Annotated in this window: 27 protein-coding genes; 11 read left to right on the top strand and 16 right to left on the bottom strand. The window is 60.2% G+C overall.

Features of this window, described 5'->3' with window-relative positions; genetic code table 11:
* Positions 1–9: 9 nt before the first annotated feature.
* Positions 10–1,968 carry a DNA topoisomerase IV subunit B gene (gene parE / locus AC2FM5_RS09730; RefSeq protein ID WP_496735268.1) on the bottom strand — a complete coding sequence of 653 codons (1,959 nt, stop codon included), beginning with the start codon at positions 1,966–1,968 and terminating at the stop codon, positions 10–12.
* Positions 1,969–2,124: 156 nt separating this feature from the next.
* Here parE and AC2FM5_RS09725 point away from each other — a divergent pair, with 156 nt between their 5' ends.
* Positions 2,125–2,733, top strand: a complete 609-nt coding sequence (locus AC2FM5_RS09725; RefSeq protein ID WP_170358483.1) for a carboxymuconolactone decarboxylase family protein — start codon at positions 2,125–2,127, stop codon at positions 2,731–2,733.
* 45 nt (positions 2,734–2,778) lie between these two features.
* Here AC2FM5_RS09725 and AC2FM5_RS09720 read toward each other — a convergent pair whose 3' ends face one another.
* A complete protein-coding gene (locus tag AC2FM5_RS09720) occupies positions 2,779–3,657 on the bottom strand; it encodes an alpha/beta fold hydrolase (RefSeq protein WP_170435058.1) in 879 nt (292 codons plus the stop codon).
* Positions 3,658–3,839: 182 nt separating this feature from the next.
* On the opposite strand from AC2FM5_RS09720, the gene ppk2 reads away from it, so the two are divergent.
* Both ppk2 and AC2FM5_RS09710 read left to right on the top strand, forming a co-directional pair.
* The gene (gene ppk2, locus AC2FM5_RS09715; protein WP_254430284.1) at positions 3,840–4,721 is read left to right on the top strand and encodes a polyphosphate kinase 2; all 882 of its coding nucleotides are present in this window, start codon (positions 3,840–3,842) and stop codon (positions 4,719–4,721) included.
* Positions 4,722–4,822: 101 nt separating this feature from the next.
* Positions 4,823–6,175 (top strand): MATE family efflux transporter, encoded by a 1,353-nt coding sequence (locus tag AC2FM5_RS09710; protein WP_170358487.1) that lies wholly within the window; start codon positions 4,823–4,825, stop codon positions 6,173–6,175.
* Positions 6,176–6,190: 15 nt separating this feature from the next.
* On the opposite strand, the gene AC2FM5_RS09705 is transcribed toward AC2FM5_RS09710, so the two are convergent.
* On the bottom strand, positions 6,191–6,592 hold the full coding sequence (locus tag AC2FM5_RS09705; protein WP_093962573.1) for a hypothetical protein: 402 nt from the start codon (positions 6,590–6,592) through the stop codon (positions 6,191–6,193).
* A gap of 14 nt (positions 6,593–6,606) precedes the next feature.
* A complete protein-coding gene (locus AC2FM5_RS09700; protein ID WP_170366516.1) occupies positions 6,607–7,809 on the bottom strand; it encodes a pyridoxal phosphate-dependent aminotransferase in 1,203 nt (400 codons plus the stop codon).
* Positions 7,810–7,901: 92 nt separating this feature from the next.
* Here AC2FM5_RS09700 and AC2FM5_RS09695 point away from each other — a divergent pair, with 92 nt between their 5' ends.
* From AC2FM5_RS09695 to AC2FM5_RS09685, 3 genes are all read left to right on the top strand, one after another.
* On the top strand, positions 7,902–8,294 hold the full coding sequence (locus tag AC2FM5_RS09695) for a helix-turn-helix domain-containing protein (protein WP_496735264.1): 393 nt from the start codon (positions 7,902–7,904) through the stop codon (positions 8,292–8,294).
* A complete protein-coding gene (locus tag AC2FM5_RS09690) occupies positions 8,291–8,539 on the top strand; it encodes a succinate dehydrogenase assembly factor 2 (protein WP_170443255.1) in 249 nt (82 codons plus the stop codon). The genes AC2FM5_RS09695 and AC2FM5_RS09690 overlap by 4 nt, the downstream gene beginning before the upstream one ends.
* A gap of 78 nt (positions 8,540–8,617) precedes the next feature.
* Positions 8,618–9,115: a MarR family winged helix-turn-helix transcriptional regulator gene (locus tag AC2FM5_RS09685; protein ID WP_170363092.1), complete on the top strand. Its 498-nt coding sequence runs from the start codon at positions 8,618–8,620 to the stop codon at positions 9,113–9,115.
* Here the strand turns inward: AC2FM5_RS09685 and AC2FM5_RS09680 are convergent.
* Genes AC2FM5_RS09680 through AC2FM5_RS09670 form a run of 3 tightly spaced genes read right to left on the bottom strand, consistent with a single transcriptional unit; the run spans position 9,109 to position 10,963 of the window.
* Positions 9,109–9,840, bottom strand: a complete 732-nt coding sequence (locus AC2FM5_RS09680; protein WP_496735261.1) for a DUF1194 domain-containing protein — start codon at positions 9,838–9,840, stop codon at positions 9,109–9,111. The genes AC2FM5_RS09685 and AC2FM5_RS09680 overlap by 7 nt on opposite strands.
* Positions 9,837–10,538 carry a DUF1194 domain-containing protein gene (locus tag AC2FM5_RS09675; protein ID WP_170435053.1) on the bottom strand — a complete coding sequence of 234 codons (702 nt, stop codon included), beginning with the start codon at positions 10,536–10,538 and terminating at the stop codon, positions 9,837–9,839. Before AC2FM5_RS09675 ends, AC2FM5_RS09680 begins: the two co-directional genes overlap by 4 nt.
* Positions 10,535–10,963 carry a VOC family protein gene (locus tag AC2FM5_RS09670; protein ID WP_170529062.1) on the bottom strand — a complete coding sequence of 143 codons (429 nt, stop codon included), beginning with the start codon at positions 10,961–10,963 and terminating at the stop codon, positions 10,535–10,537. Before AC2FM5_RS09670 ends, AC2FM5_RS09675 begins: the two co-directional genes overlap by 4 nt.
* A 178-nt stretch (positions 10,964–11,141) precedes the next feature.
* Between AC2FM5_RS09670 and thyX the strand changes: the two genes are divergently transcribed.
* Positions 11,142–12,053 (top strand): FAD-dependent thymidylate synthase, encoded by a 912-nt coding sequence (thyX, locus tag AC2FM5_RS09665; protein WP_496735259.1) that lies wholly within the window; start codon positions 11,142–11,144, stop codon positions 12,051–12,053.
* 43 nt (positions 12,054–12,096) lie between these two features.
* Positions 12,097–12,405, top strand: coding sequence for a hypothetical protein (locus AC2FM5_RS09660; protein WP_496735257.1), 309 nt, complete (start codon positions 12,097–12,099; stop codon positions 12,403–12,405).
* A gap of 82 nt (positions 12,406–12,487) precedes the next feature.
* Here the strand turns inward: AC2FM5_RS09660 and AC2FM5_RS09655 are convergent, their stop codons facing one another.
* The gene (locus AC2FM5_RS09655) at positions 12,488–12,694 is read right to left on the bottom strand and encodes a cold-shock protein (RefSeq protein WP_008758035.1); all 207 of its coding nucleotides are present in this window, start codon (positions 12,692–12,694) and stop codon (positions 12,488–12,490) included.
* Between the two features lie 213 nt (positions 12,695–12,907).
* Between AC2FM5_RS09655 and AC2FM5_RS09650 the strand changes: the two genes are divergently transcribed.
* Both AC2FM5_RS09650 and AC2FM5_RS09645 read left to right on the top strand, forming a co-directional pair.
* The gene (locus AC2FM5_RS09650; protein WP_093962565.1) at positions 12,908–13,225 is read left to right on the top strand and encodes an ArsC/Spx/MgsR family protein; all 318 of its coding nucleotides are present in this window, start codon (positions 12,908–12,910) and stop codon (positions 13,223–13,225) included.
* Positions 13,226–13,267: 42 nt separating this feature from the next.
* Positions 13,268–13,636: a hypothetical protein gene (locus tag AC2FM5_RS09645; protein ID WP_170358498.1), complete on the top strand. Its 369-nt coding sequence runs from the start codon at positions 13,268–13,270 to the stop codon at positions 13,634–13,636.
* A 1-nt stretch (position 13,637) separates the two neighbouring features.
* On the opposite strand, the gene AC2FM5_RS09640 is transcribed toward AC2FM5_RS09645, so the two are convergent.
* From AC2FM5_RS09640 to AC2FM5_RS09610, 7 genes are all read right to left on the bottom strand, one after another.
* Positions 13,638–14,165, bottom strand: a complete 528-nt coding sequence (locus AC2FM5_RS09640; protein WP_496735254.1) for a DoxX family membrane protein — start codon at positions 14,163–14,165, stop codon at positions 13,638–13,640.
* Positions 14,162–14,926, bottom strand: a complete 765-nt coding sequence (locus AC2FM5_RS09635) for an HvfC/BufC family peptide modification chaperone (protein ID WP_496735252.1) — start codon at positions 14,924–14,926, stop codon at positions 14,162–14,164. Before AC2FM5_RS09635 ends, AC2FM5_RS09640 begins: the two co-directional genes overlap by 4 nt.
* Positions 14,923–15,780: an MNIO family bufferin maturase gene (bufB, locus tag AC2FM5_RS09630; protein ID WP_496735250.1), complete on the bottom strand. Its 858-nt coding sequence runs from the start codon at positions 15,778–15,780 to the stop codon at positions 14,923–14,925. Before bufB ends, AC2FM5_RS09635 begins: the two co-directional genes overlap by 4 nt.
* Positions 15,781–15,853: 73 nt before the next feature.
* Positions 15,854–16,156 (bottom strand): BufA1 family periplasmic bufferin-type metallophore, encoded by a 303-nt coding sequence (locus AC2FM5_RS09625; RefSeq protein WP_005982123.1) that lies wholly within the window; start codon positions 16,154–16,156, stop codon positions 15,854–15,856.
* A 222-nt stretch (positions 16,157–16,378) separates the two neighbouring features.
* Positions 16,379–18,337: a threonine--tRNA ligase gene (thrS, locus tag AC2FM5_RS09620; RefSeq protein ID WP_496735247.1), complete on the bottom strand. Its 1,959-nt coding sequence runs from the start codon at positions 18,335–18,337 to the stop codon at positions 16,379–16,381.
* Positions 18,338–18,516: 179 nt separating this feature from the next.
* On the bottom strand, positions 18,517–18,897 hold the full coding sequence (locus AC2FM5_RS09615; protein WP_496735245.1) for a hypothetical protein: 381 nt from the start codon (positions 18,895–18,897) through the stop codon (positions 18,517–18,519).
* A 154-nt stretch (positions 18,898–19,051) separates the two neighbouring features.
* Positions 19,052–19,333, bottom strand: a complete 282-nt coding sequence (locus AC2FM5_RS09610) for a hypothetical protein (RefSeq protein WP_496735243.1) — start codon at positions 19,331–19,333, stop codon at positions 19,052–19,054.
* Between the two features lie 376 nt (positions 19,334–19,709).
* On the opposite strand from AC2FM5_RS09610, the gene AC2FM5_RS09605 reads away from it, so the two are divergent.
* Positions 19,710–20,384: an SOS response-associated peptidase gene (locus AC2FM5_RS09605; protein WP_496735241.1), complete on the top strand. Its 675-nt coding sequence runs from the start codon at positions 19,710–19,712 to the stop codon at positions 20,382–20,384.
* Between the two features lie 174 nt (positions 20,385–20,558).
* Here the strand turns inward: AC2FM5_RS09605 and AC2FM5_RS09600 are convergent.
* A partial coding sequence (locus tag AC2FM5_RS09600) for a DUF1254 domain-containing protein (RefSeq protein WP_496735239.1) occupies positions 20,559–22,029 on the bottom strand: 1,471 nt, incomplete at its 5' end.

Below are 22,029 nucleotides of genomic sequence, written 5' to 3'. Positions count from 1 at the left end.
CGGAATAAATCAAACATCCAACTCCTCCACAAACCGCGCGTTCTCCTGAATGTATTGGAACCGCAGTTCGGGTTTCTTGCCCATCAGGCGCTCGACAAGGTCGCCGGTCTCACCGGGTTCGTCCTCGTCGATGGTGACACGGATCAATTTCCGCGATTTGGGGTCCATCGTGGTTTCTTTCAGGTCCTTGGCGTCCATTTCACCCAGACCCTTGAAGCGGCTGACGTCGATCTTGCCTTTGCCGCCCAGACCTTTCTCCAGCCATTCGTCGCGCTCGGCTTCGTCCAGGCAATAGACACGCTTGGCGCCTTGGGTCAGGCGGTAGAGGGGCGGGCAGGCCAGGTACAGGTGGCCCGTGTCGATCATCGGGCGCATCTGGGTGAAGAAGAAGGTCATCAGCAGCGAGGCGATATGCGCGCCGTCCACGTCGGCGTCGGTCATGATGATGACCTTGTCATAGCGCAGGTCGTCGATGTTAAACTTGGTGCCCAGCCCTACGCCAAGCGCCTGCGTCAGGTCATTGATCTCGGCGTTGGTGCCCAGTTTCGAGCTGGCCGCGCCAAGGACGTTCAGGATCTTGCCGCGCAGGGGCAGCAGGGCCTGTGTCTTGCGGTCGCGGGCCATCTTGGCCGAACCGCCAGCCGAGTCGCCCTCGACGATGAATAATTCGGTGCCGTCACGTGTTGAACTACTACAGTCCACCAACTTGCCGGGAAGACGGAGTTTCTTAGTGGCGGACTTGCGTTGTGTTTCCTTCTCGGCCCGTCGGCGCAGGCGTTCCTCGGCCCGCAGGATGAGGAAATCCAGAATGGCGCCGGCGGATTTGGTGTCGGCGGCCAGCCAATTGTCGAAATGGTCGCGGACCGAGTTTTCGACCAGCCGCTGCGCCTCGACCGTGGCAAGACGGTCCTTGGTCTGGCCGACGAATTCGGGTTCACGGATGAAGCACGAGACCAGCGCGCAGCCCCCGGTGATCAGGTCATCGCGGGTGATCTGGGCGGCCTTCTTGTTGTTGATCAGTTCACCGTAGGCCTTGATGCCCTTGAGGATCGCGGCCCAGAAGCCCGCCACGTGGGTGCCGCCCTCGGGCGTCGGAACGGTGTTGCAGTAGGACTGGATGAAGCCATCGCGCGACGGCGTCCAGTTGATCGCCCATTCCACCTTGCCGGGGGTGCCGAATTTCTCGTTGAAATCGACGGTCCCGGCGAAGGGCTGTTCGGAATAGGTCGAGGAGCCGTTCATCGTCTCCTTGAGGTAGTCCGACAAGCCACCTGGGAAGTGAAAGGTAGCCTCGGTAGGCGTCTCGCCGTCGTCGATCGCGGTTTTCCAACGAATTTCAACGCCCGAGAACAGGTAGGCCTTGGAGCGGATCGATTTGAACAGGCGGGCGGGTTTGAACCTGTGGTGGCCGAAGATTTCGGGGTCGGCGTGGAAGGTGACGGTGGTGCCGCGCCGATTGGGAGCCGAGCCCACCTTTTCGACCGGACCCAGCGGGATGCCGCGCGAAAAGCGCTGTTCGTACAGCTCCTTGTTGCGGGCCACCTGCACGACCATCGAATCCGACAGCGCGTTGACCACTGAGGCGCCCACGCCGTGCAGACCGCCCGAGGTCTGGTAGGCCTTCCCCGAGAACTTGCCGCCCGCGTGCAGGGTGCACAGGATCACCTCAAGCGCGGATTTGTCGGGGAACTTCGGGTGCGGGTCGATCGGAATACCGCGGCCGTTGTCCCGCACGGTCAGGGCGTAATCGTCGTGCAGTTCCACCTCGATACGGTTGGCATGGCCGGCAACGGCCTCGTCCATCGAGTTGTCGAGGATTTCGGCCACCATGTGGTGCAGTGCCCGTTCGTCGGTGCCGCCGATATACATGCCGGGGCGTTTGCGCACGGGCTCCAGACCTTCGAGGACCTCGATCGAGGAGGCGTCGTAGGTGTTGGTGGATTCGGGCGTCAACAGGTCGTCGGGCATGGGTGCTGCTCTTGTTTTTGGGTTTGGCCCATTATGGCAGGTGATGTGGGTCGGGGGAAGAGGGGCGCGAGGTGTTGTATCAAACTTGCGGGCGGCGGCGGGTTGCAAAACGGGTGGTTTTCCCGCTGAGATGCGGAAATCTTGGAGGAGCAGGTGATGAGCTGGATCAAGACGATACCATTCGACGAGGCACGCGGTCGGTTGAAGACGCTGTATGACCGGGTCACGGGGCCTGGGAACAATGTGGACAACATCATGATGGTGCATTCCCTGCGTCCACATTCGATGGAAGGTCACATGGCGCTCTACAAGAATGTGCTGCACCATTCAGGAAACTCGGTTCCCAAGTGGTTTCTGGAAGTGCTCGGGGTCTGGGTCAGCTCGTTGAATCGCTGCGGCTATTGTGTCGAGCATCATTTCAGCGGGTTGCAGCGACTCTTGGGCGACGAGCAGCGCGGTTTGGCCATCCGCGCGGCGGTCGAGGCGGAAACACCCGAGACGGCGCCGTTGGACCCCGCACAGATGGCGGCGATGGAATATGCCCGAAAACTGACCGAGAACCCGGCTGGCCTGGCGGCGGCGGATATCGACGCGTTGCGATCTGTTGGCTGGGATGATGGTGAGATCCTGGAGATCAATCAGGTTTGCGCCTATTTCTCCTATGCCAACCGCACCGTTCTGGGGCTTGGCTGTTCGACCAAGGGCGACATTCTGGGGTTGTCCCCGAACAATTCGGACAATCCGGATGACTGGGGCCATCGGTGAAGGGCGCTGCCTCTTGCGTCCTTCGGCGTCGGGCGAAGAGTTGGCTCAGTTGTCCTGAACCCAATCGAGAATAGCGTCGGCCACCGCCTGAGGTTTCTGGTGATGCAGCCAATGGTCTGTACCGTCGATCTGCATGCGGGTCAGGTTGGGAGCGAACTCTTCCAGCCCATCGGTGCATTCGGGAAGCAAGGCTTTGTCCCGCGGCCCCCACAGAAGCAAATGCGGGCAGCGGACCCTCAGCCTGTCAACGGGCAGTTCCGGCAGGTCCGTGCAGGGCGCGCCTGGCTCAGCCACCACAAGGGGTGAGGCCCGGTACCAGTTCAGCATGGCGTCGAGCCGTCCCGGGCGGGCCCATTCGGTGCGATAGTCGCCCATGCGCGCGTCGCTCATCCAGTCCAACCCCATGCCATGCCGAAAGAATTGTTCGAGCTTGGCGAAGTTGCCGGCCGAAAGAAATTCGGCTGCATCGGGCGCGCGCAGGCGGTTGATGTATTGAGAGGCCTCGGATTGTTTGCCTCCTGCCGCAAGTTCGCGCTGGAACGGGACAGGGTGAACACCGTTGGCGATGATCAGGCGGCTGACCAACTTGGGGTGGAACATGGCAATTCCGTAAGCCACCGAGGCGCCCCAATCATGTCCCAGCACAGTGACGGGGTCGCCAACCTGCTCGATCAGCACGGCCATGTCCGACACCAGCTTTGACAGCGCATAGTTCGAAATACCCTCGGGGGCCCAGCTTTGACCATAGCCACGCTGGTCCGGCGCGATGCAGTGAAAGCGGTCCGACAGGTGCGGGGCCAGGTCGGACCACGCGCCGCCATACTCCGGGAAACCGTGCAACATCAAAAGCGTAGGCAGGTTGGGATCGCCCCAGCGGCGGACGAAGAACGGGTGGCCGTTGAGGTCGAAGAATTCGCTGTCCATGCGGGATGCCCCTGACTGAGTTCACACCTGCAGAGTTTTCGGAGCCGTCGCCGAAGTCAACTTGATACGGATCAACGCGGAAAAGATGCAGATCTGCTAGGCGTTTCGGCGGACAGTGACACAGGAGAGAGCATATGGACGCAGTGATCCGAAAAAAGACGACCGCAGCCCCCGTGGCCGTCATGGCCAAACCGAACGCGGACACCGAAGCGCCCACCCGCGAAAAGATCCGGCAGGCCTTTGAAAGCGGGGAGTATCCGTATCGCTCGAAATTGTCCCGGGCGGCTTATGAAAAGCAGAAGGCCCAGTTGCAGGCCGAATTGTTGAAGGTGCAGTTGTGGGCGCAGGAGACCGGGCAGAAGTTCGTGCTGTTGTTCGAGGGTCGCGACGCCGCCGGCAAGGGCGGCACCATCAAGCGGTTCATGGAGCATCTGAACCCGCGTCAGGCCCGGGTGGTGGCGCTGAACAAGCCGACCTGGGAGGAGAAGGGCCAGTGGTATTACCAGCGCTATATCCAGGAATTGCCCACCGTCGGCGAAATGGTCTTTTATGACCGGTCCTGGTACAACCGGGCCGGGGTCGAGCGGGTGATGGGGTTCTGCACCCCGAACGAATACCTCGAGTTCATGCGCCAGACGCCCGAGTTGGAGCGCATGATGGTTCGGTCGGGAATCCAGCTTTATAAATACTGGTTCTCGGTGACACGGGATGAGCAGCTGCGCCGTTTCAAAAGCCGCGAGACGGACCCGCTGAAGCAATGGAAACTGTCGCCCATCGACAAGGCCAGCTTGGACAAATGGGATGACTACACCGAGGCGAAAGAGGCGATGTTCTTCTATACCGACACCGCCGACGCGCCTTGGACCATCGTCAAGTCGAACGACAAGAAGCGCGCCCGGCTGAACTGCATGCGGCATTTCCTGTCGACGCTGGATTATCCGGACAAGGATCATGACATCGTGGGCCAGCCCGATCCTCTGATCGTGGGGCAGGCACATCATGTGGTCCACCGGTCGGATCACATCCTTGGTACGGCGATCCATCCCGAGGCGCGCGTCACCTGATTGGCCCGACGGGCGTCACCGAGGTCTCGAAGTGAAATTTCAGAGATCTCCCCTTGCCCCGGCTCGGGGCCGCGCATATGGCTGGCGGGATGAGAAAGGTCATGACATATCCCGCCCATTTCCGGGCCATTGCTGTGCTGGGGCTGCCGTTGATCGGTGGTCATCTGGCGCAATTCGCCATTGGCCTGACGGATACGATCATGCTGGGCTGGTATGGCGTCGAGGCACTGGCCGCGGTGACGCTGGCCAGCAGCTTTTACTTTGTTCTGTTTCTTTTCGGAGGCGGATTTGGCCTGGCCGTCATGCCGATGGTCGCGACCGCGGCCGCAGAGGAGGATGAAACCAGCATTCGCCGCAGCACCCGAATGGGTCTGTGGCTGTCGCTGCTGTATGGCATGCTGATCATGCCGCTGCTGTGGTGGTCCTACCCGATTCTGATCGCCACGGATCAGGATCCACAAGTGGCGCAAACCGCGTCCGAGTATCTGCGGGTTGCGGGCTGGGGCCTGTTCCCGGCGCTGGTGGTGATGGTTCTTAAATCCTATCTGGCCGCTCTGGAGCGCACGCAGATCGTGCTGTGGATTACCGTCGCGGCGGCAGTGGTCAATGGACTTACGAATTATGCGCTGATCTTCGGCAACTGGGGCGCGCCGGAACTGGGCGTGATGGGTGCCGCGATTGCGTCGGTGGTCACGCAGACCGTGTCGCTGGTGGCGGTGATCATTTACGCGGTGAAAGTCCTGCCGGAGCATAACCTGTTCCAGCGGTTCTGGCGCCCGGATTGGGAAATGTTGCTGAGCGTCCTGAAGCTGGGTGTGCCCATCGGTCTGACCTTGTTGGCCGAAGTGTCTCTGTTCGCCATGTCCGCCTTCATGATGGGTTGGATCGGACAGGTGCCGCTGGCGGCGCACGGGATTGCGCTGAACCTGGCCTCGGCCACTTTCATGGTGCATCTGGGCCTGTCGAATGCAGCAACGATCCGGGCCGGCAATGCGCTGGGGCGCAAGGATCGACCGCATCTCGAGAAAGGCGCAATCGCGGTCACGGGCATGTCCCTTGTGGTGTCCGTGCTGACAATCATCCTGTTCCTGACCTGCGCCGAGCCGCTCATCTCGGTATTTGTCGAACCGGACGACCCGCAGCGTCCCCAGATTCTGGCCATCGGGACCGGTCTGCTGGCCATGGCGGCCCTGTTCCAGCTGGTGGACGGCGCGCAGGTAATCGCTCTGGGCCTTCTGCGCGGGTTGCAAGACGCCAAGGTGCCCATGGTTATGGCAGGCCTCAGCTATTGGGTCGTGGGGATCCCCGCATCCTACTACTTTGGTTTCGTGCAAGGCATGGCCGGGATCGGAGTCTGGCTTGGCCTTGTTCTGGGCCTTGCCTGCGCGGCGGTCATGCTGATGGGACGGTTCTGGCTGCGATCCGTCCGCGTGGTAGGTGCGCCCGCCGCGTAGCGACAACCGCCAGGCTCAACCCTTCTCCAGCCGGTCGGCCTTCTTGCGCACCAGTACCGTGCGCAAGTCGTGCATCGCCAGCAGCAACCGGTCCGTGATGTCTTCCAATTGGGTATCGGTCGCCTTGGACTGGGCCCATTGCGTGGTCAGGTTCAGGTGATCGATCGTGCGGTGGATGTCGTCGACGTCGCGCCGCGCAAGCAGGGCTTTGCGTTCGTCCATCCAACGGGCGATTTCGGTTTTGTCCGCTTCGGTCAGGGTACCCTGACCATGCGGCTTGACCTCGCCGTTGCGGATGTTGATCACCGCGATCTGGTCCATTTCGATCCGGCGCTGCCGGTTCTCCGTGTCGATCTTGAACACGACCGCGCCGTTCTCGCGGACGCGAAAGTAATATTCGGGCAGTGCTGCGGACATGTTGAACCTCGGTCTTAGCTCAGGGACGCGCAGAACCGCTGGATGCGGGTGCAGGCCTCGGTCAAGGCTTCGTCTGAAGTCGCGTAGCTGACGCGGAAATTGGGGCTGAGGCCGAACGCCGCTCCAAAAACTACGGCTACGTCGGCTTCCTCCAATAGGGCAGTCGCGAAGGCCTCGTCGGTGTCGATGACCGTGCCGGCCGGCGTGGTCTTGCCGATCAACCCGGCGATGGACGGATAGACGTAGAATGCGCCCTCGGGAGTGGGGCAGGTGATGCCGTCAATCTGGTTCAGCATCCCGACCACAAGATCGCGTCGGCGTTTGAAAGTTTCATTGTTCGGGGCAAGGAAGTCTTGGGTGCCGTTCAGGGCCTCGACCGCGGCCCACTGGCTGATCGAGCAAGGGTTCGACGTGGATTGCGACTGGATCTTGCGCATGGCCGCGATCAGCTCGACAGGGCCTGCGGCATAGCCGATACGCCAGCCGGTCATGGCATAGGCCTTGGAGACACCGTTGCACGTGAGCGTGCGATCATACAGCCCGGGTTCGACTTCGGCTGGCGTGCAGAACTCAAACCCGTCATAGGCGAGGTGTTCATACATGTCGTCCGACATGATCCAGACATGAGGATGCTGCATCAGAACATCGGTCAGAGCCTTGAGCTCGGCGCGGCTGTACCCTGCGCCGGTCGGGTTCGACGGCGAGTTGAAGATGAACCATTTGGTGTTTGGCGTGATTGCGGCTTCCAACTGGTCTGGGGTCAGCTTAAAGCTGTTTTCCAGTGTGGTCTCAACCACGACAGGCGAACCGCCCGCAAGCAGCACCATGTCCGGATAGCTGACCCAGTAGGGGGCGGGAATGATAACTTCGTCGCCCGGATTCATCGTCGCCATCAGCGCATTGTACAGCGTCTGCTTGCCACCTGTTCCGACCGAGATCTGTGCGGGCGTGTAGTCCAGCCCGTGGTCACGTTTCATCTTGGCGCAAGCGGCCTGTTTCAGCTCGGGAATGCCGTCAGGCGCGGTGTATTTCGTTTTACCGGCGGCGATTGCGGCAACGGCTGCGTCCTTGATGTTCTGCGGCGTGTCGAAATCGGGCTCACCTGCGCTAAGGCCGATGACGTCACGTCCGGCGGCCTTCAACTCGGCGGCTTTGGCCGTCATGGCAATGGTCGGCGAAGGTTTGACGCGCGACAGTGTCGCAGACAGAAAGCTCATGGCGGGCCCCGGTTTGTATGTTGCTCAGGACTGTCATAGGGTGCCGCCGAAACACGATCAAGCGATATGCTTTTGAAGAACTGGAGAGTTTGATGAGCGACGAAACCGACTGGTTCGGACCCGAGGCCGCGACATTCGGAGACCGCGTGGCCGGCGCGCGCGAAGCCGCCGGTATGACCCAGACCCAACTGGCCCGCCGGCTGGGTGTCAAGAAGTCCACTGTGGTGGCCTGGGAGAATGACCTGTCAGAACCGCGCGCCAACAAGCTGTCGATGATGGCAGGTATGTTGAACGTGTCGATCATGTGGCTGCTAACCGGTGAAGGCGAGGGCATGGATGCTCCGGATATCGCGGAAGCCGCGGATATGGAGCTGGCACCGCTGGTCGCGGAGTTGCGCGCCATCCGAGGCGAGATGCGCGCCAGTTCCGAGCGCCTTGCGCGGGTCGAAAAAATGCTGCGGCTGAAGCTGGAGAAAGGCGAATGAACGACATCCGGATCAAGCGGCTGAAGATGCGGTCGATGCGGCGCGGCATCAAGGAAATGGACATAATTCTGTCCGCCTATGCCGACCAGCGGCTTGAGCGGATGTCTGAGGCCGAATTGGACCTGTACGAAGCTTTGTTGCACGAAAACGATCAGGACCTCTACCAATGGGTAACCGGGCAGGTCGCCGCCCCTGAACACTACACGAGCATGATCTTCGATATCTCGCAAGTATTTCAAAAGTAATGGGAAAACAGACTTAACCGATTCTTCGGAATTTTGCGTCAAAGTTTCCTGAGCGGCGCGATTGAATCGGAGGATTGGATGAGTTTGGAATTGCAGGTCTCCGCACCCGGAACCAAGGGGTTCATGTCCAGCTATCTTGAGGCGCTGGCATTGGTTGAACGTCTGCATCGGTTGCTTCTGGACGTCATAAAGGACGAGTTCGAGCGGGTCGGCGTTCTGGAAATCAACGCGGTGCAGGCGCTGCTGCTGTTCAACATCGGTGACCACGAGGTGACTGCCGGTGAACTCAAAAGCCGCGGCTATTATCAAGGCAGCAATGTCAGTTACAACCTCAAGAAACTGGTCGAGATGGGGTTCATGCATCACCAGAGATGCGAGATTGACCGACGTTCGGTGCGGGTGCGTCTGACACCTCGGGGGCGGGAAATCCGTGACATCGTGGCCGATCTCTTCTCGCGGCACGCCGAAGGGCTACAGGCCAAAGGTGTCCTTGGCATCGAAGGGATCGAAGAGATTACCAGCGCTTTGCGCCGGGTTGAACGGTATTGGACGGATCAGATCCGGTACATCTACTGACTACCGCCGTTCAATGGCAAAACTTGGGACAGGGTCAGCGAATCCAGCTCTCTGATCAGCTTGCGCGTCATCGCGTCTTCGTAGGCTTCAAATCCCAAAGCGGTTTCGACGAAGGCTCCGGGCCCCAGAATGACCCAAGCGTTGTAATAGGCCGACAACTCTCCGATTTGCACATACCGCTTGTCCCCGGTGCTGGGATCATCGGCTCCGATCACGAGCCCATTGATCGTGATGCCGGTTGCCTGCAGTTGGGCTTTAGCTTCTCTGGGATGGAGGCCGACATTGTGCTTGCCATCTCCTGAGAGGTCCAGCGTCCGCTTCAAGCAGGCGGCTTGGGCATCCAACAAATCAGCCCCGTACTGCATGGCAGACCCCACCGCTGTGCCCTGAGGTGCCGATGACCGACGCGTGGATTGCAGACGTTGCGCAATCCCGGACAAATCGGTCGGGGACCGAATGTCGGTCCAGCCGACCAACAGCCGCTGGAAACCTGCTTCGCTCCATTCGAAAACGGCGATCCGAACGGGGGCTTCGGGATTCGACAGGATCAGCCGTTCCACCTCCGGCCGTTGCAATGCAGCGGCCAAGCCGTTCAATTGAAGTCGGTATTCGTTGCTGTCGACTGAGCCTGAAACATCCAACCCAAGCGCCAGGGCTTGCCGGCATTGAGCAGCGGCCGGGCTGCCCAAGGCCAAACAACACAGAGCCAGCGCACGGGTAATCATTTTGCGTTGCGCCCCAACGCGCCGACCTGAAGGCTGGTCAATTCCCGTTCCAGCTTGCGTCGCATGGCGCGCTCAAAGTCTTCGAACCCTTGCGCGATTTCCAAAAAGGCGTTTGGCCCATGCAAGACGTTGTTCTCAAAAAACGGGATGAGGAACAGCTCCCCTTCGAAATCCGCCGCATTTATGACCAACCCATTCACGGTTATGCGGTCGAAGGGAAAGTGGCGATAGGCGATCTGCGGACCGTAGCCGTCATTGTTCGAGCCGTCCCCGGACAGGTCAATCGTTTGAAACAGGCATTGCGGAGCCTGCTCCATCAGAGAGGCCCCGAAAGCCAGGGCATATCCCATGGCAGTGGCCGAGCCGCTGTCAGATCTTTGGGACTCGCTCACCTGTGTCGCTGCAACAAGCAGATCAGCCTCGGTCTCGATCAGGCGCCAGGGAAGGACGATGTACTGGGCGTCGCGACCGCTCCACTCATAAACCGTCAGGGCTACGGGCAGCGGCGAGGAAAAGAACGCTTTCCGGACTTCAGGAGCGATCAGGGCTGAAGCTAGGCCCTGCCGCTGCAGGGCGTCTTCTTTGGCGTCGACCGAAACGGAGATGTCCAAGGCAAGCGCCAAGGCCAGCCGGCAGTTTTGGGCCTCAGCAGAGCTGGCCAGAACGGCCAGCCCCAATCCTGTCAGCCAGCGGATCACCAGTGGCCGGTGCTTTCCATGCTGGCCCAAGGTTCGGCCGGGGGCAGGGCATCGCCATTCTGCAGCAGTTCAACCGAAATGTTGTCAGGCGAGCGTACGAACGCCATGCGCCCATCGCGCGGAGGGCGGTTGATGACGACACCATTGTCGGCAAGGTGCTGACAGGTCTCGTAAATGTTGTCGACCCCATAGGCCAGGTGGCCGAAATGGCGGCTGTCGCTTGGCAAACCCTCATCGCCATCCCAGTTCCATGTCAGCTCGATCGGCCTGTCCTCCTGACCCGGAGGGGCCATGAAGATCAGCGAAAACCGCCCTTCCTCGCTGTCGTAACGGCGGGTTTCCTGGAGTCCCAGCAGCTTGTAGAAGGCCATGGATTCTTCCAAATCCTTCACGCGCACCATGGTGTGGAGGTATCTCAGCCCCATCTCGGCGATCCTTTCGGTGTTGATGATTGTGTGCAGCTTAGCGCGCTGCAGGGGCGTGTCGAGGGGGCGGTCGCAGAGAAACCGAAAAATGCGTGACGCAGCACACATATGGCGGTTTCAGTGCTGATGTTGCCGATATATAGTGGTCGGCGACTCATTTCAAAAACGAGGTATGTCCATGCCGCTGTCCGCCGAACAACTGGCCGAGATCGAAGAGCAACGCGCACAAACGCAGTCGACCCGCCGTGTTGTGGCTCCGGGTATGGAACAGCACCTCTACACTGCGCATCCTGTTCTGGACCACGGGTTCGTGCGGGTCATCGACTATATGGGCGATGATGCTGCGATCTGCCAAGCGGCCCGCGTGTCCTACGGCAAAGGTACGAAGTCCGTACAGAATGACGAGGGGTTGATCCGCTACCTGATGCGCCACTGGCATTCGACCCCGTTCGAGATGTGCGAAGTGAAACTGCACGTGAAACTGCCGGTCTTCGTGGCTCGTCAGTGGATCCGCCACCGCACGGCGAACGTGAACGAATACTCGGCCCGTTATTCGATCCTTGACCGGGAATTCTACATTCCCGCGCCGGATCAATTGGCTGCGCAATCAGCGATCAACAATCAGGGGCGAGGCGAGGCGCTGCAGAGCGAAGAGGCTGCGCGCGTGCTGGACATTCTCAAGGCCGACAGCGCCCGCTGCTACGACAATTACGAAGCGATGATCGGCCAGGATGGCCAGCAGGGTCTGGCGCGCGAACTGGCGCGGATGAACCTGCCGGCAAACATCTACACGCAGTGGTATTGGAAGGTGGACCTGCACAATCTGTTCCACTTCCTGCGCCTGCGGGCAGATCCGCATGCGCAATACGAAATCCGCGTCTATGCCGAAACCATGTGCAAGATCGTGGCCGACTGGGTACCGTTCGCGTACAAGGCGTTCGAAGACTATCGCCTGGGTGCGGTCAACCTGTCGGCACAGATGGTCGAAGCGCTGCGTCGGATGCTGAGGGGCGAGCAGGTGACGCAGGAAAACTCGGGCATGACCGCGCGCGAATGGCGCGAGTTCGAAGCGGTGATCCGCGAAGGCTGATCGCCACCTGTTCGGATTGTCATGATCCTGTTACACTTTGGGCATGACGTTCAGCTTGATGTTTAGAACTGCGGCGATCGCTTTGTTGCTGTGCCAGCCGGCCTACGCAAAGTCGCCAATCGCTGAGGTGATCTGTGAGCCTACGGCGCGGATGCATGACAAACTGCGCCACCAATTCGGGGCGCAGCAGACCGCCTCCGGTGTTCGGGGACCCGAGCAGATCATGGAGGTGTGGACCAGCCGTCGCGGTGACTGGACCCTTGTCGTAACCTATGCGACCGGGACGTCCTGCATTGTGGCCATGGGCGATAACTGGACAAACCGCATCGAGGCCGACCCGACGCGAGGTTAGACTATCCGGGAAGAGGGTGGACAACGGCCTGTCAATTGGCCGTTGACCTTGTTTCGTCGCACCCGCCAGTTGGCGGGCCCTTTTACAATGGCTTCAAATCAGCCGCCATTTGGCGGCCGTCACGTCCGTCCTGCAACTCGTACGAGACTTTCTGATTGTCGGCGAGTCCGGTCAGGCCGGATCGTTCTACGGCCGAGATATGAACAAACACATCCTTGCCCCCTTCATCGGGGGCAATAAAACCATAGCCTTTGGTCGTATTGAACCACTTCACGGTGCCGGTTGGCATTTCCCGTGTCTCCTTCTCCTTGCGCGTCACCCAGCAAATCGGCAGGGCATAGTCAAAGCGACCACAAACCCACGCAGTTCCGAACGAACGAGACGGCGTAAATTGTGTGTTTCGCCTTTTTCAACATTGCACGGTGAAGTAAAAAATCAAGGAATACTGGGTTAACCTATTCGTTTTGCCCGAAATTGCTGCAACGACCGGAGTGGATACATCATGCGCCTTTTTGGCCTGAAGACCTGCGATACCTGCCGTAAGGCACTGAAATCACTGCCTGATGCCGAATTCATTGATGTCCGAGGCGCGGGTGTTCCTTCGGAGGTGCTGGCCAAAGCGTTTGACCAGTTCGGCGAAGCCTTGCTCAACACCCGCTCGACAACCTGGCGTGGATTGGACGACGATCAACGCTCGCGACCACCGCTGGAACTGCTGGCGGATCATCCTGCCCTGATGAAGCGTCCGCTGATCGAACGTGACGGTCACTTGTTCCTGGGCTGGACCCCGCAAACCCGCGCAGCCCTTGGCATTGCTTGATCGGGTGACTATCTGAACCGGCGCAACAATCAGGAATAATTCATGCGAAACGCAGCCATGATATTGGGTGTCATTGCCGGTCTGGTCGGAATGATCGTCGGTTTTTTTGGGTACGGGTTTGTCGAGCTTGTGGATCGTTACGGCGAGATCGAGGGGTTGGCAGAGCAGGTGGAAAACCCCCAGCTTATCAAGACAGCATCGCTTTTGGCGCCGTTGCTGGCGATTGCCGGGGGGGCCATGGCGCATGCGCGTGCGCTGGTGGCGGGAGTGCTTCTGCTGATTTCCGCTGCGGGGATGTACTATGCCTTTGGCTTTGGCGTGTTCACCATGTTCCCGATTGCCTTCGCCGGCGTCGCCGGGCTGCTTGGGATCGCCGCGGGCAAGCCGGACGAACCCAAAGCGCATTTCTAGATCATTTCAGGCGCAGGACCCGGTCGAGCGAGAGTGGGCCCGCGCCGTTGATCACGATCACCACGAACAGGAAGGTCCACATGACCCGCTGATCCATCAGAGTGATGGTGTTGTCGAACAGACCACCCAGTTTGACCCCGTGCCCGGTGACATCGGTGAAGGTCTGGACCCAGACGAACCCGATCATGCCCAGGGCGGCAAGGCGGGTCAGCAGCCCCACCAGCAGCAACGCAGGCAGGATGAACTCGGCCCAGGTTCCGGCGACGGCAACGGGCCAGGTAAAGAACCCTAGCTGCGAGCTGTCGTAGCCGACGGCCTCCATGGCCTTGGGGAAGATCTGGACATAGGCCCCATCCGAGGGGAACAGGAACCCGAAAAAGCCGCTGCCCAGCTTGGTTATGGCCGAGTTCCAGTAATAGACCAGAAGAACCGCTATGAAAGTCAGCCGCGCCACGGTCGGTGTCAGCCAGTTCGAGGCGTGGTCCAGCTTTCCAAGTGCGGAATTATGCATAGAGATCAGGGCAGTCATGTTTCCGGCCTTTCGATAGTCATTGAAGTAATTGCACTGCCCTGCAACAGCAGTGCCAGGGTGGTTCCCAGGTCGAACGCGGGAGTCCGGGCGGTGGTTGCCTCGAAGGCCTGACCAATGGTCTGGCCGGCCTGCATGGCGGTGATCCAGTCGACCCCGCCGGGCGGCAGCAGGTGTGGCGACGGGTCGAATTCGGGGCGCGTGATCAGCACGTCCTGCGCACCGGGCTGAGGCTTTGGCGCGCCGTCTTCGGTGTTGAACCGCCAGATGGAGTGGATGGGCCAGTCGGATCGGATCAACTGCATGGCCGGGGCAAAGCCCAGCCGGGCCTGCATCAGGTCTTCGGGCGGCAGGGCGGCCAGCGCGTCGGGCGCGATCGGTTGGCTGTCGGCGGCGTGGTAGGACCGGCGCAATGCCAACTCCAGCCGTGCCACGTCGGACAGATAGCCAAGATGCGCCAGTTGCTCGGTGTCGGCGAGGAATTCGGGGAAGTTCTCGCCATAGAACATCATCAGCGGAGAGCTAGGCGGGTTCTGACGCAGATAGATCCCGGCCAGACCGTCCATATTCTGCGGACCCAGCAGCTTGGTTATGACCGGAAATGCCTGGTGCATGGCCTCGGTCAGCGACACGGCCACGTTGTTGCGGTAGACGCTGAAGCGGCGTCCGGCGGGGCGGGCCTGATCGTCCAGCAACCCCTCGGGCACGGGAGCCGTCGGGTCCAGCAGGGCCGCCCGGAATTCTGATTGCGAGACGCTCATGCCGGGATCCGGTCCAGCGCGGATTGCGCGCGTTCTGCCTCGGCGCGCAGGGTGGGCCAGTCGGGCACGTCATTGTCCCATTCGATCAGCACGGGTTTGGGGCCCGACTGGTCGAGCACATAATCCAGCAACGCCCAGACCGGATCGACGACGGCGCGGCCATGGCTGTCGATCAGCAGGGGTTGGCCGTGATCGTCCTGATCCTCGTCATGGCCACCCAGGTGGATCTCGCCAACCTGGTCCAGAGGGTAGGCGTCAATATAGGCCCGCGGGCTGTAATTCAGATTGGTGGCCGAGACGAAGACGTTGTTGACGTCCAACAGCAGGCCACATCCGGTCCGGCGCGCAACCTCGCGCAAGAAGTCGGGTTCGGACCACGTGCTTTCGGTAAAAGCGAGATAGCTGGAGGGATTTTCCAGCAACATCTGCCGGCCCACCGTCTGCTGTACCTGGTCGATATGATCGCAGATGCGGGCCAGTGTGGCGTCGGTATAGGGCAGGGGCAGCAGATCGTTCAGGAACTGGCTGTCATGCGTGGACCATGCCAGATGTTCCGAAAAGCTGGCCGGGTTCAGCCAGCCCACAAGATGCTTCAGGCGGGCCAGATGCTCGGCGTCCAAGGGGGCTTCGCCACCGATGGACAGGCCCACGCCATGCACCGAGATTGGGAACCGTTCGGACAGGTGACGCAGCTGCGCCAGCGGTCGGCCGCCGTCGCCCATGTAGTTCTCGGCGTGGATTTCCAGCCAACTGACCGGGCCGGGCTGGTCAAGGATCTCGGCATAGTGCTGCGGCTTGTAGCCGACCCCGGGCGCGGCGGGCAGCCGTTGCATTCTGCGGGCGTCATCCAACATCGCGTGATCCTTCTCAGCAAGAAACAGGGCGGGCTGTTTGGTTTAGCCCGCCCCTGACATTCCTTCCCGTGCCTTATGCCGGCAGATCGCGTTCCAGCGGCTCGAGCGAGCCTTTGCGGGGCGTTCCGTCCGCGGATTTGGGCAGCTCGATGTCGGCGCAGGTGCCTGCATCGACCAACGTCCAGGCGTTGCCTTGGTAGTCCACGGTCGAGGTGCCGGCACACGTGGTGCCCGGTCCGGCGGCGCAGTCGTTCTGGCCTGCCAGCGATACGCCATAGCATTTTTCTTTGGCCTGAGCGGCGGCGGTGGTTGCAGAGCCCGCAACGGCTGCGGCAACGGCGCTTGCGATTACGAGGGTTTTGGCGGTGTTCGACATCTCAGGTAATCCTTTTCGTGATTGCGTATGTCTGCTTGTGACAGTGACAAAGGTAACGGCTGACACTGCTCTGTTGAATTCACGAGCCCGTGTCTCACGGCTGTGTCAGGGAGCGTTAATGCCCCTTGCAAGTTAACACATTGTAATAAATTAGGAAATCCAGAAATGTTTCAATCCGGCCCCGTGCTGGGGGCCGGATTGGCGGCAAGACTGTGCCGATTGTTACAGAAGATCGGGGGGCGTTGCCGCGTGCGCCAGCTCTTTTGTTACAGCGTCAAGCGGCTGGACCTGGGTCTGCTTCTCGCCCAGGCGGCGGACGCTGACTGTGCGCTCTTCGACCTCACGGTGGCCGACGGCCAGGATCACCGGCACCTTGCCGACGGAATGTTCGCGGACCTTGTAGTTGATTTTCTCGTTGCGGATGTCGGCCTCGGCCCGGACACCGGCAGCCTTGAGCGTTTCGACCACTTCCAGAACATAGTCATCGGCCTCGGAGGTGATCGAGGCCACGACGACCTGGCGCGGCGCCAGCCAGAACGGCAGTTTGCCGGCGTGTTCTTCGATCAGAATGCCGATGAACCGTTCGAACGACCCCAGGCAGGCGCGGTGCAGCATCACCGGACGGTGTTTGGACCCATCAGCGCCGATATAGGTGGCGTCCAGCCGTTCGGGCAGGACGAAATCCACCTGGAAGGTGCCGCACTGCCAGTCACGCCCGATCGCGTCGGTCAGGACGAATTCCAGCTTCGGCCCATAGAAGGCGCCTTCGCCGGGGTTCAGTTCCGGCTCGACCCCTGCAGCGCGGGTGGCGGTCAGCAGGGCTTCTTCGGCCTTGTCCCAGACCTCGTCCGAGCCGGCGCGCTGTTCGGGGCGATCCGAGAATTTGACCTTGAAGCTGTCAAAGCCCAGATCTTTGTAGACATCGGTCAGAAACCCGATGAAGCGGGCACATTCGTCGCCGATCTGGTCCTCGGTCGAGAAGATATGCGCGTCGTCCTGGGCAAAACCCCGGACCCGCATAATGCCATGCAGCGCGCCCGAGGGTTCGTAGCGCGCGCAGGATCCGAACTCGGCCATGCGCAGCGGCAGGTCGCGGTAGGATTTCAGGCCCTGCTTGAAGATCTCCACGTGGCACGGACAGTTCATCGGTTTGAGCGCGTTTACTGCCTTTTCGCGGGCGTGTTCCTCGTCAACTTCGACGATGAACATGTTTTCCTGGTACTTGTCCCAGTGGCCCGAGCGTTCCCACAGCTTGCGGTCGACCACCTGAGGGGTGTTGACCTCGACATAGCCGCCGCGGTGCTGGGCACGCCGCATATAGTCCTGAAGCTGGGTGTAGATGGTCCAGCCGTTGGGGTGCCAGAAGATCTGGCCCGGGGCCTCTTCCTGCATGTGGAACAGGTCCATCTCGCGGCCCAGCTTGCGGTGGTCGCGCTTGGCGGCCTCTTCCAGCATGTGCAGGTGCGCCTTGAGCTTTTCCTTGCCGGTGAAGGCAACGCCATAGATACGCTGCAGCATCGGGCGGTTGCTGTCGCCACGCCAGTAGGCGCCGGCGATGGACATCAGCTTGAACGCGTCGCCGGGTAGTTGGCCGGTATGCTGCAGGTGCGGGCCGCGGCAGAGATCCTGCCAATGGCCGTGCCAATACATGCGCACCGGCTCGTCACCCGGAATCGCCTCGATCAGTTCGACCTTGTAGGGCTCGTTGTTGGCCTTGTAGAACGCGATGGCACGCTCGCGGTCCCAGATCTCGGTGGTGACGGGATCGCGCTTGTTGATGATCTCTTTCATCTTTTTCTCGATGAGGCCGAGATCTTCGGGCGTGAAGGGTTCTGCGCGGTCGAAGTCGTAATACCAGCCGTTTTCGATGACCGGGCCGATGGTGACCTTGGTGTCGGGCCAGATTTCCTGCACCGCGCGGGCCATCACGTGGGCGAAGTCGTGGCGGATCAGCTCGTTGGCCTGAGCCTCGTCCTTCATCGTGTGAAGGGCGATTTTGGCATCCTGTTCGATGGGCCACTGCAGGTCCCAGTGCTGGCCGTTGACGGTGGCCGAGATGGCCTTTTTTGCCAGCGAGGTGGAGATGTCGGCAGCGACCTCGGCCGGCGTGACGCCTGCCGCGTACGATCGGGAATTGCCATCGGGGAAGGTAAGAGAGACGGATTTTGAATCCAGGGCCATGGTCTGGCTCTCCTCGTCGGTTTGGCGCCCACTGAACGCCCGGTTGCGGGTATCGCCATTTAAGGTTCTGAAAACAGTAGTTTTTTTGGACGTTTCGGCGTCACTCGTCACTGTTTTGTGGCTTTTGGCGACAATAAAGCCACGAGGCGCCTGATATAGCGATTGTCAGGGCAGTGCAATCACTGTCCTGCACCGTATGGTCCACCCTCCTTTAAATCGCCGAATACTGCCCATGCCTCCTGGCATGCGTTTGCGAGTGCTATGTAATCCTCGGGAATGCTGTCCTTGAAATTGGGGTACGCCATTCGGTCGCCCAGGTTCATCAGCACAATCACGAGGTGGTTGCGTGGAATGAACGCCCGGAAGCGATAGTCGCCGCCTGGTGTTTCGATCACTTCGCCGTCCATACCATAATCGCGCAGAAGTTCGGCGTCCTGAGCGCGGCGGAACCGCAGACAGACGCGAGAACCGATGTTCGGCCCGCTGGTCTTGCCGTCCTCATCCTTTGCAACGGCAGAGAAAAAGCCCGAGCCCTCGGGCGTCGAGAATGCTACCCACATATGCAGGTCCTCCTAATTTTTTGGAAAAGGGCGCCTTCGATATCAAATAGAATATAGGGTCGTCAACTCGAGGCGGCTTGCGTGCGCGGGCGCATGGCCTGTAGGCACAAACCCAAACCTCTAAACCCGGCAGTAGCTACGTGATGGTTGGAGACTATTCGTCGTCATCCAGTTTTGACTCAATCACCTTCTGTTGAGCCAATCTCTCTGGAAGGCGGTCGCTGATATCTTTGAGACGCTGTGTTGGATTGACGCTCATGCCGACTGTTCCGCTGTGGGTATGGGTGATGCTAACGCCATCAGCGCGTCCGAATGCTCGGTCCTGAGCTAAGGCCAGCAAGGCAATTTGTTCTTTCCCCGAAAGTTTTCCTGATACAAATTCACCATTCTCATCCCGGCGATTGAAGAGTTCGTCCATCGACAACAGATCGTTCATGCGTTTCACAGCGATCTCGCCGTTCGACTGGATCAACTTTCTTGTCTCGGGATCCAGCTTGGGCCGCCCACCCGGATTACCAGAATGACCGGGCTTGAAGAGAGGTGTTGGCACAGTGGACTCCTCTGTTCTCAGAAGGTGAAGGCACCAAGAGATAAGTATATCTTTTGTATAGCACAATAGATGCCAAATTGCGATCATTTGCGCACTCTATAGACGCACCAGGTAAGGTCGCATTTATGTCTCTCTCTCAAATTTCCTAGGGATGCTGTACAAATGCATTCAGGATTAGCGTAGCTGTGGCTTTCGTCATCGTGGGCTGAACTGTTGTTCGCCATCTATTTATCCGAGAGGCTGAGGTAAGTGAGGCAGATTAATGTGTAACCTCTATTCGAATACGACCCCGGCAGATGCGATGCGGCAGCTATTCGACGTCGCTGTAGAAAAAGACAGGCTCGGAAACGCGGAACCGCTTCCAGCAATCTACCCAAAGCACATGGCGCCCATCGTCAGGAAAGACGAAGACGGGGCGCGTGAACTCGTGTCTCTGTCCTGGGGGTTTCGAACGACCAAGAAATCAAAAAAGACTGGCGCCATCCTGCAACCTCATGCCTGGAACAATGCGCGGGACGACAAGGTCCTGAAGAGCGGGCTGTGGAAGAACAGCTTCGAAGAGCGCCGTTGTCTCGTACCTGCAAGTTCGTTCTGCGAGGCGCAAGGGCGCAATCCAGCCACATACCACTGGTTCGCGCTCAAGGGCTCCGGGGCTCGCCCACCATTTGCGTTTGCCGGGATGTGGCAAGTATCGCGATACGATGGCAAAGAAGGGCGAGAAGAGGTTCCAGCATACACAGTGATAACCACCTCAGCGAATGACATTGTGCGTCCAATACATCCGCAGAGAATGCCAGTCATACTCCGTCCTAGTGATTATGAGGCCTGGTTGGGTGGCAGCGCCGCGGAGGCCTTTGAACTGCTAAAGCCCTATGCCTCAGATGAGATGGAAATCGTCAGATCGGGCGTAGGAGAAAAGTCTGACACTTGTCTTTGAACGGCACGGTGTTGGAGAGAGTTCACGTCAATGAATGTCCGCTTACCATCTCGCCTCAGACATCCGACGATTTTTGTCAGATGACTGCACCGAGCCCGGAGCGGATTCGCGCCTGCTTCCGATTTCGCGCCAGCCGCATCTGCGGTGACGCTGGGGCGTCGCAGCGCGCCGCCTTTATTGCGGCACGAGGTCGGGCAAGCGGTAACTGAGGTCGAGCACCTCTTGCGTCGGGGCGTAAAAGCGGACCATCGCGTAAAAACCGCCCTCCGGCGCGGGAAGCCAGTTTGCCTCCGGGTCCTCCGGCTGCTGATTCGAGACCGTGACCGTGACCGAGCCGTCCGCATTTGGTGTCAGCCCCTCGGTCGCAGGGCCGATGGAATAGCGGTCGATTGGATTGGCGACGAGGTCGTAGGTGCCGAGGCTGTACATCGTGAGCGACCAGAAGTCGGTAACCGGCGGAAGCTGGTCCGGTTCGAACGTCATCGTATAGGTGGTCGCACCCGAGAGCGGATCGCCGTTCGCGTCCTCGAAGAGATCGGCATAACGGCTGACCTCGGTCGTCGGATACATGGCCCCGGCCAGCACCATGGCGGCCCTCAGCAGGTAGTCGTCGCCGTAATTGCCAGCGTCGCCCGAGGTGAACGTCGCGCTGCCGACCTTTTCGCCGCGTTCCGGGATAAAGGCTTGCACCCGGTCAAACCCGCCTTCCTGAGCATCGAGCAGCGCGGCGCGTTCCGCGTCCGTCCGGCTGCCCCAGGCAAAGCCTCCGTCCGCGTCGAATCCTATGACCTGAAGCGGGCCGGCCATGAAGGCAATGTCGGACTCCGCGCTCGGCGGATCGTAGGTCAGAACCTTCGAGACCTGCGCGAAGAAGGCAGGATTGCGCTGATCGGCGCCGCTGGCGTCTTCGGAGAAGACGAGAACGTCCTCGATCGCCGAGAGTGGTGCGGATGGCAGCGTGCGCATTGACCGGCGTTCCCCGGCCAGCCAGTCCGCCAGGGGAAGCGTCAACGTGGCATCCTGCAAGGCGCGCGCCTCGTCGCCTTCGGTGGCCTCGTCTTCAACTCGGATGCGGTAGAGAACGTTGACCAATCGGCCAGGCGCGTCCACCCGGGCGAGATCTACCGGCACATCGCCCTGATACCCGGGTGGGACCAGCACGAAGTCATAAGGTCCGTCATATTCCGGCGGCGATCCGGACGAGAGGCCATTACCGACGTTTTTAAAGTTCCGCCCGTAGATGTCATTCATCTGAAAAACGTAGTACCGCTCCCCGAACGCGGGCAGAGACACCACGATGGGACCGTCGCTCAGGTCAAACCACCCATAAGAATAATACGTATCCACGTTCGGACCGGACCCCGGCTTGTCGCCCGGATTCAGGAAGCTGCGGGTGTGCACAAGCTGGTTCAGCCCATCTTCGGCAATCGCCATACCGGAATAATAACGGTACATCGCCACGATCCCTAGACCCCAGACATAGCTTTCCTCGGCCGCGGCTTCGAATTCCGCATCGACCGTCTGGGCGGTCGCCGTCCCGGCCGCCAGCACCGCTGTCGCCAATATCGCTCCAATGAAACGGCCGCGGATCAGGATGCCTCCTCGACGTAAAGCCGGACACTTGTCCGTTCGAGCACGGCCTGAC

It is taken from the genome of Ruegeria sp. BHSA162 (assembly GCF_059613385.1).
This window is presented reverse-complemented; position numbering and strand designations above follow the sequence as displayed.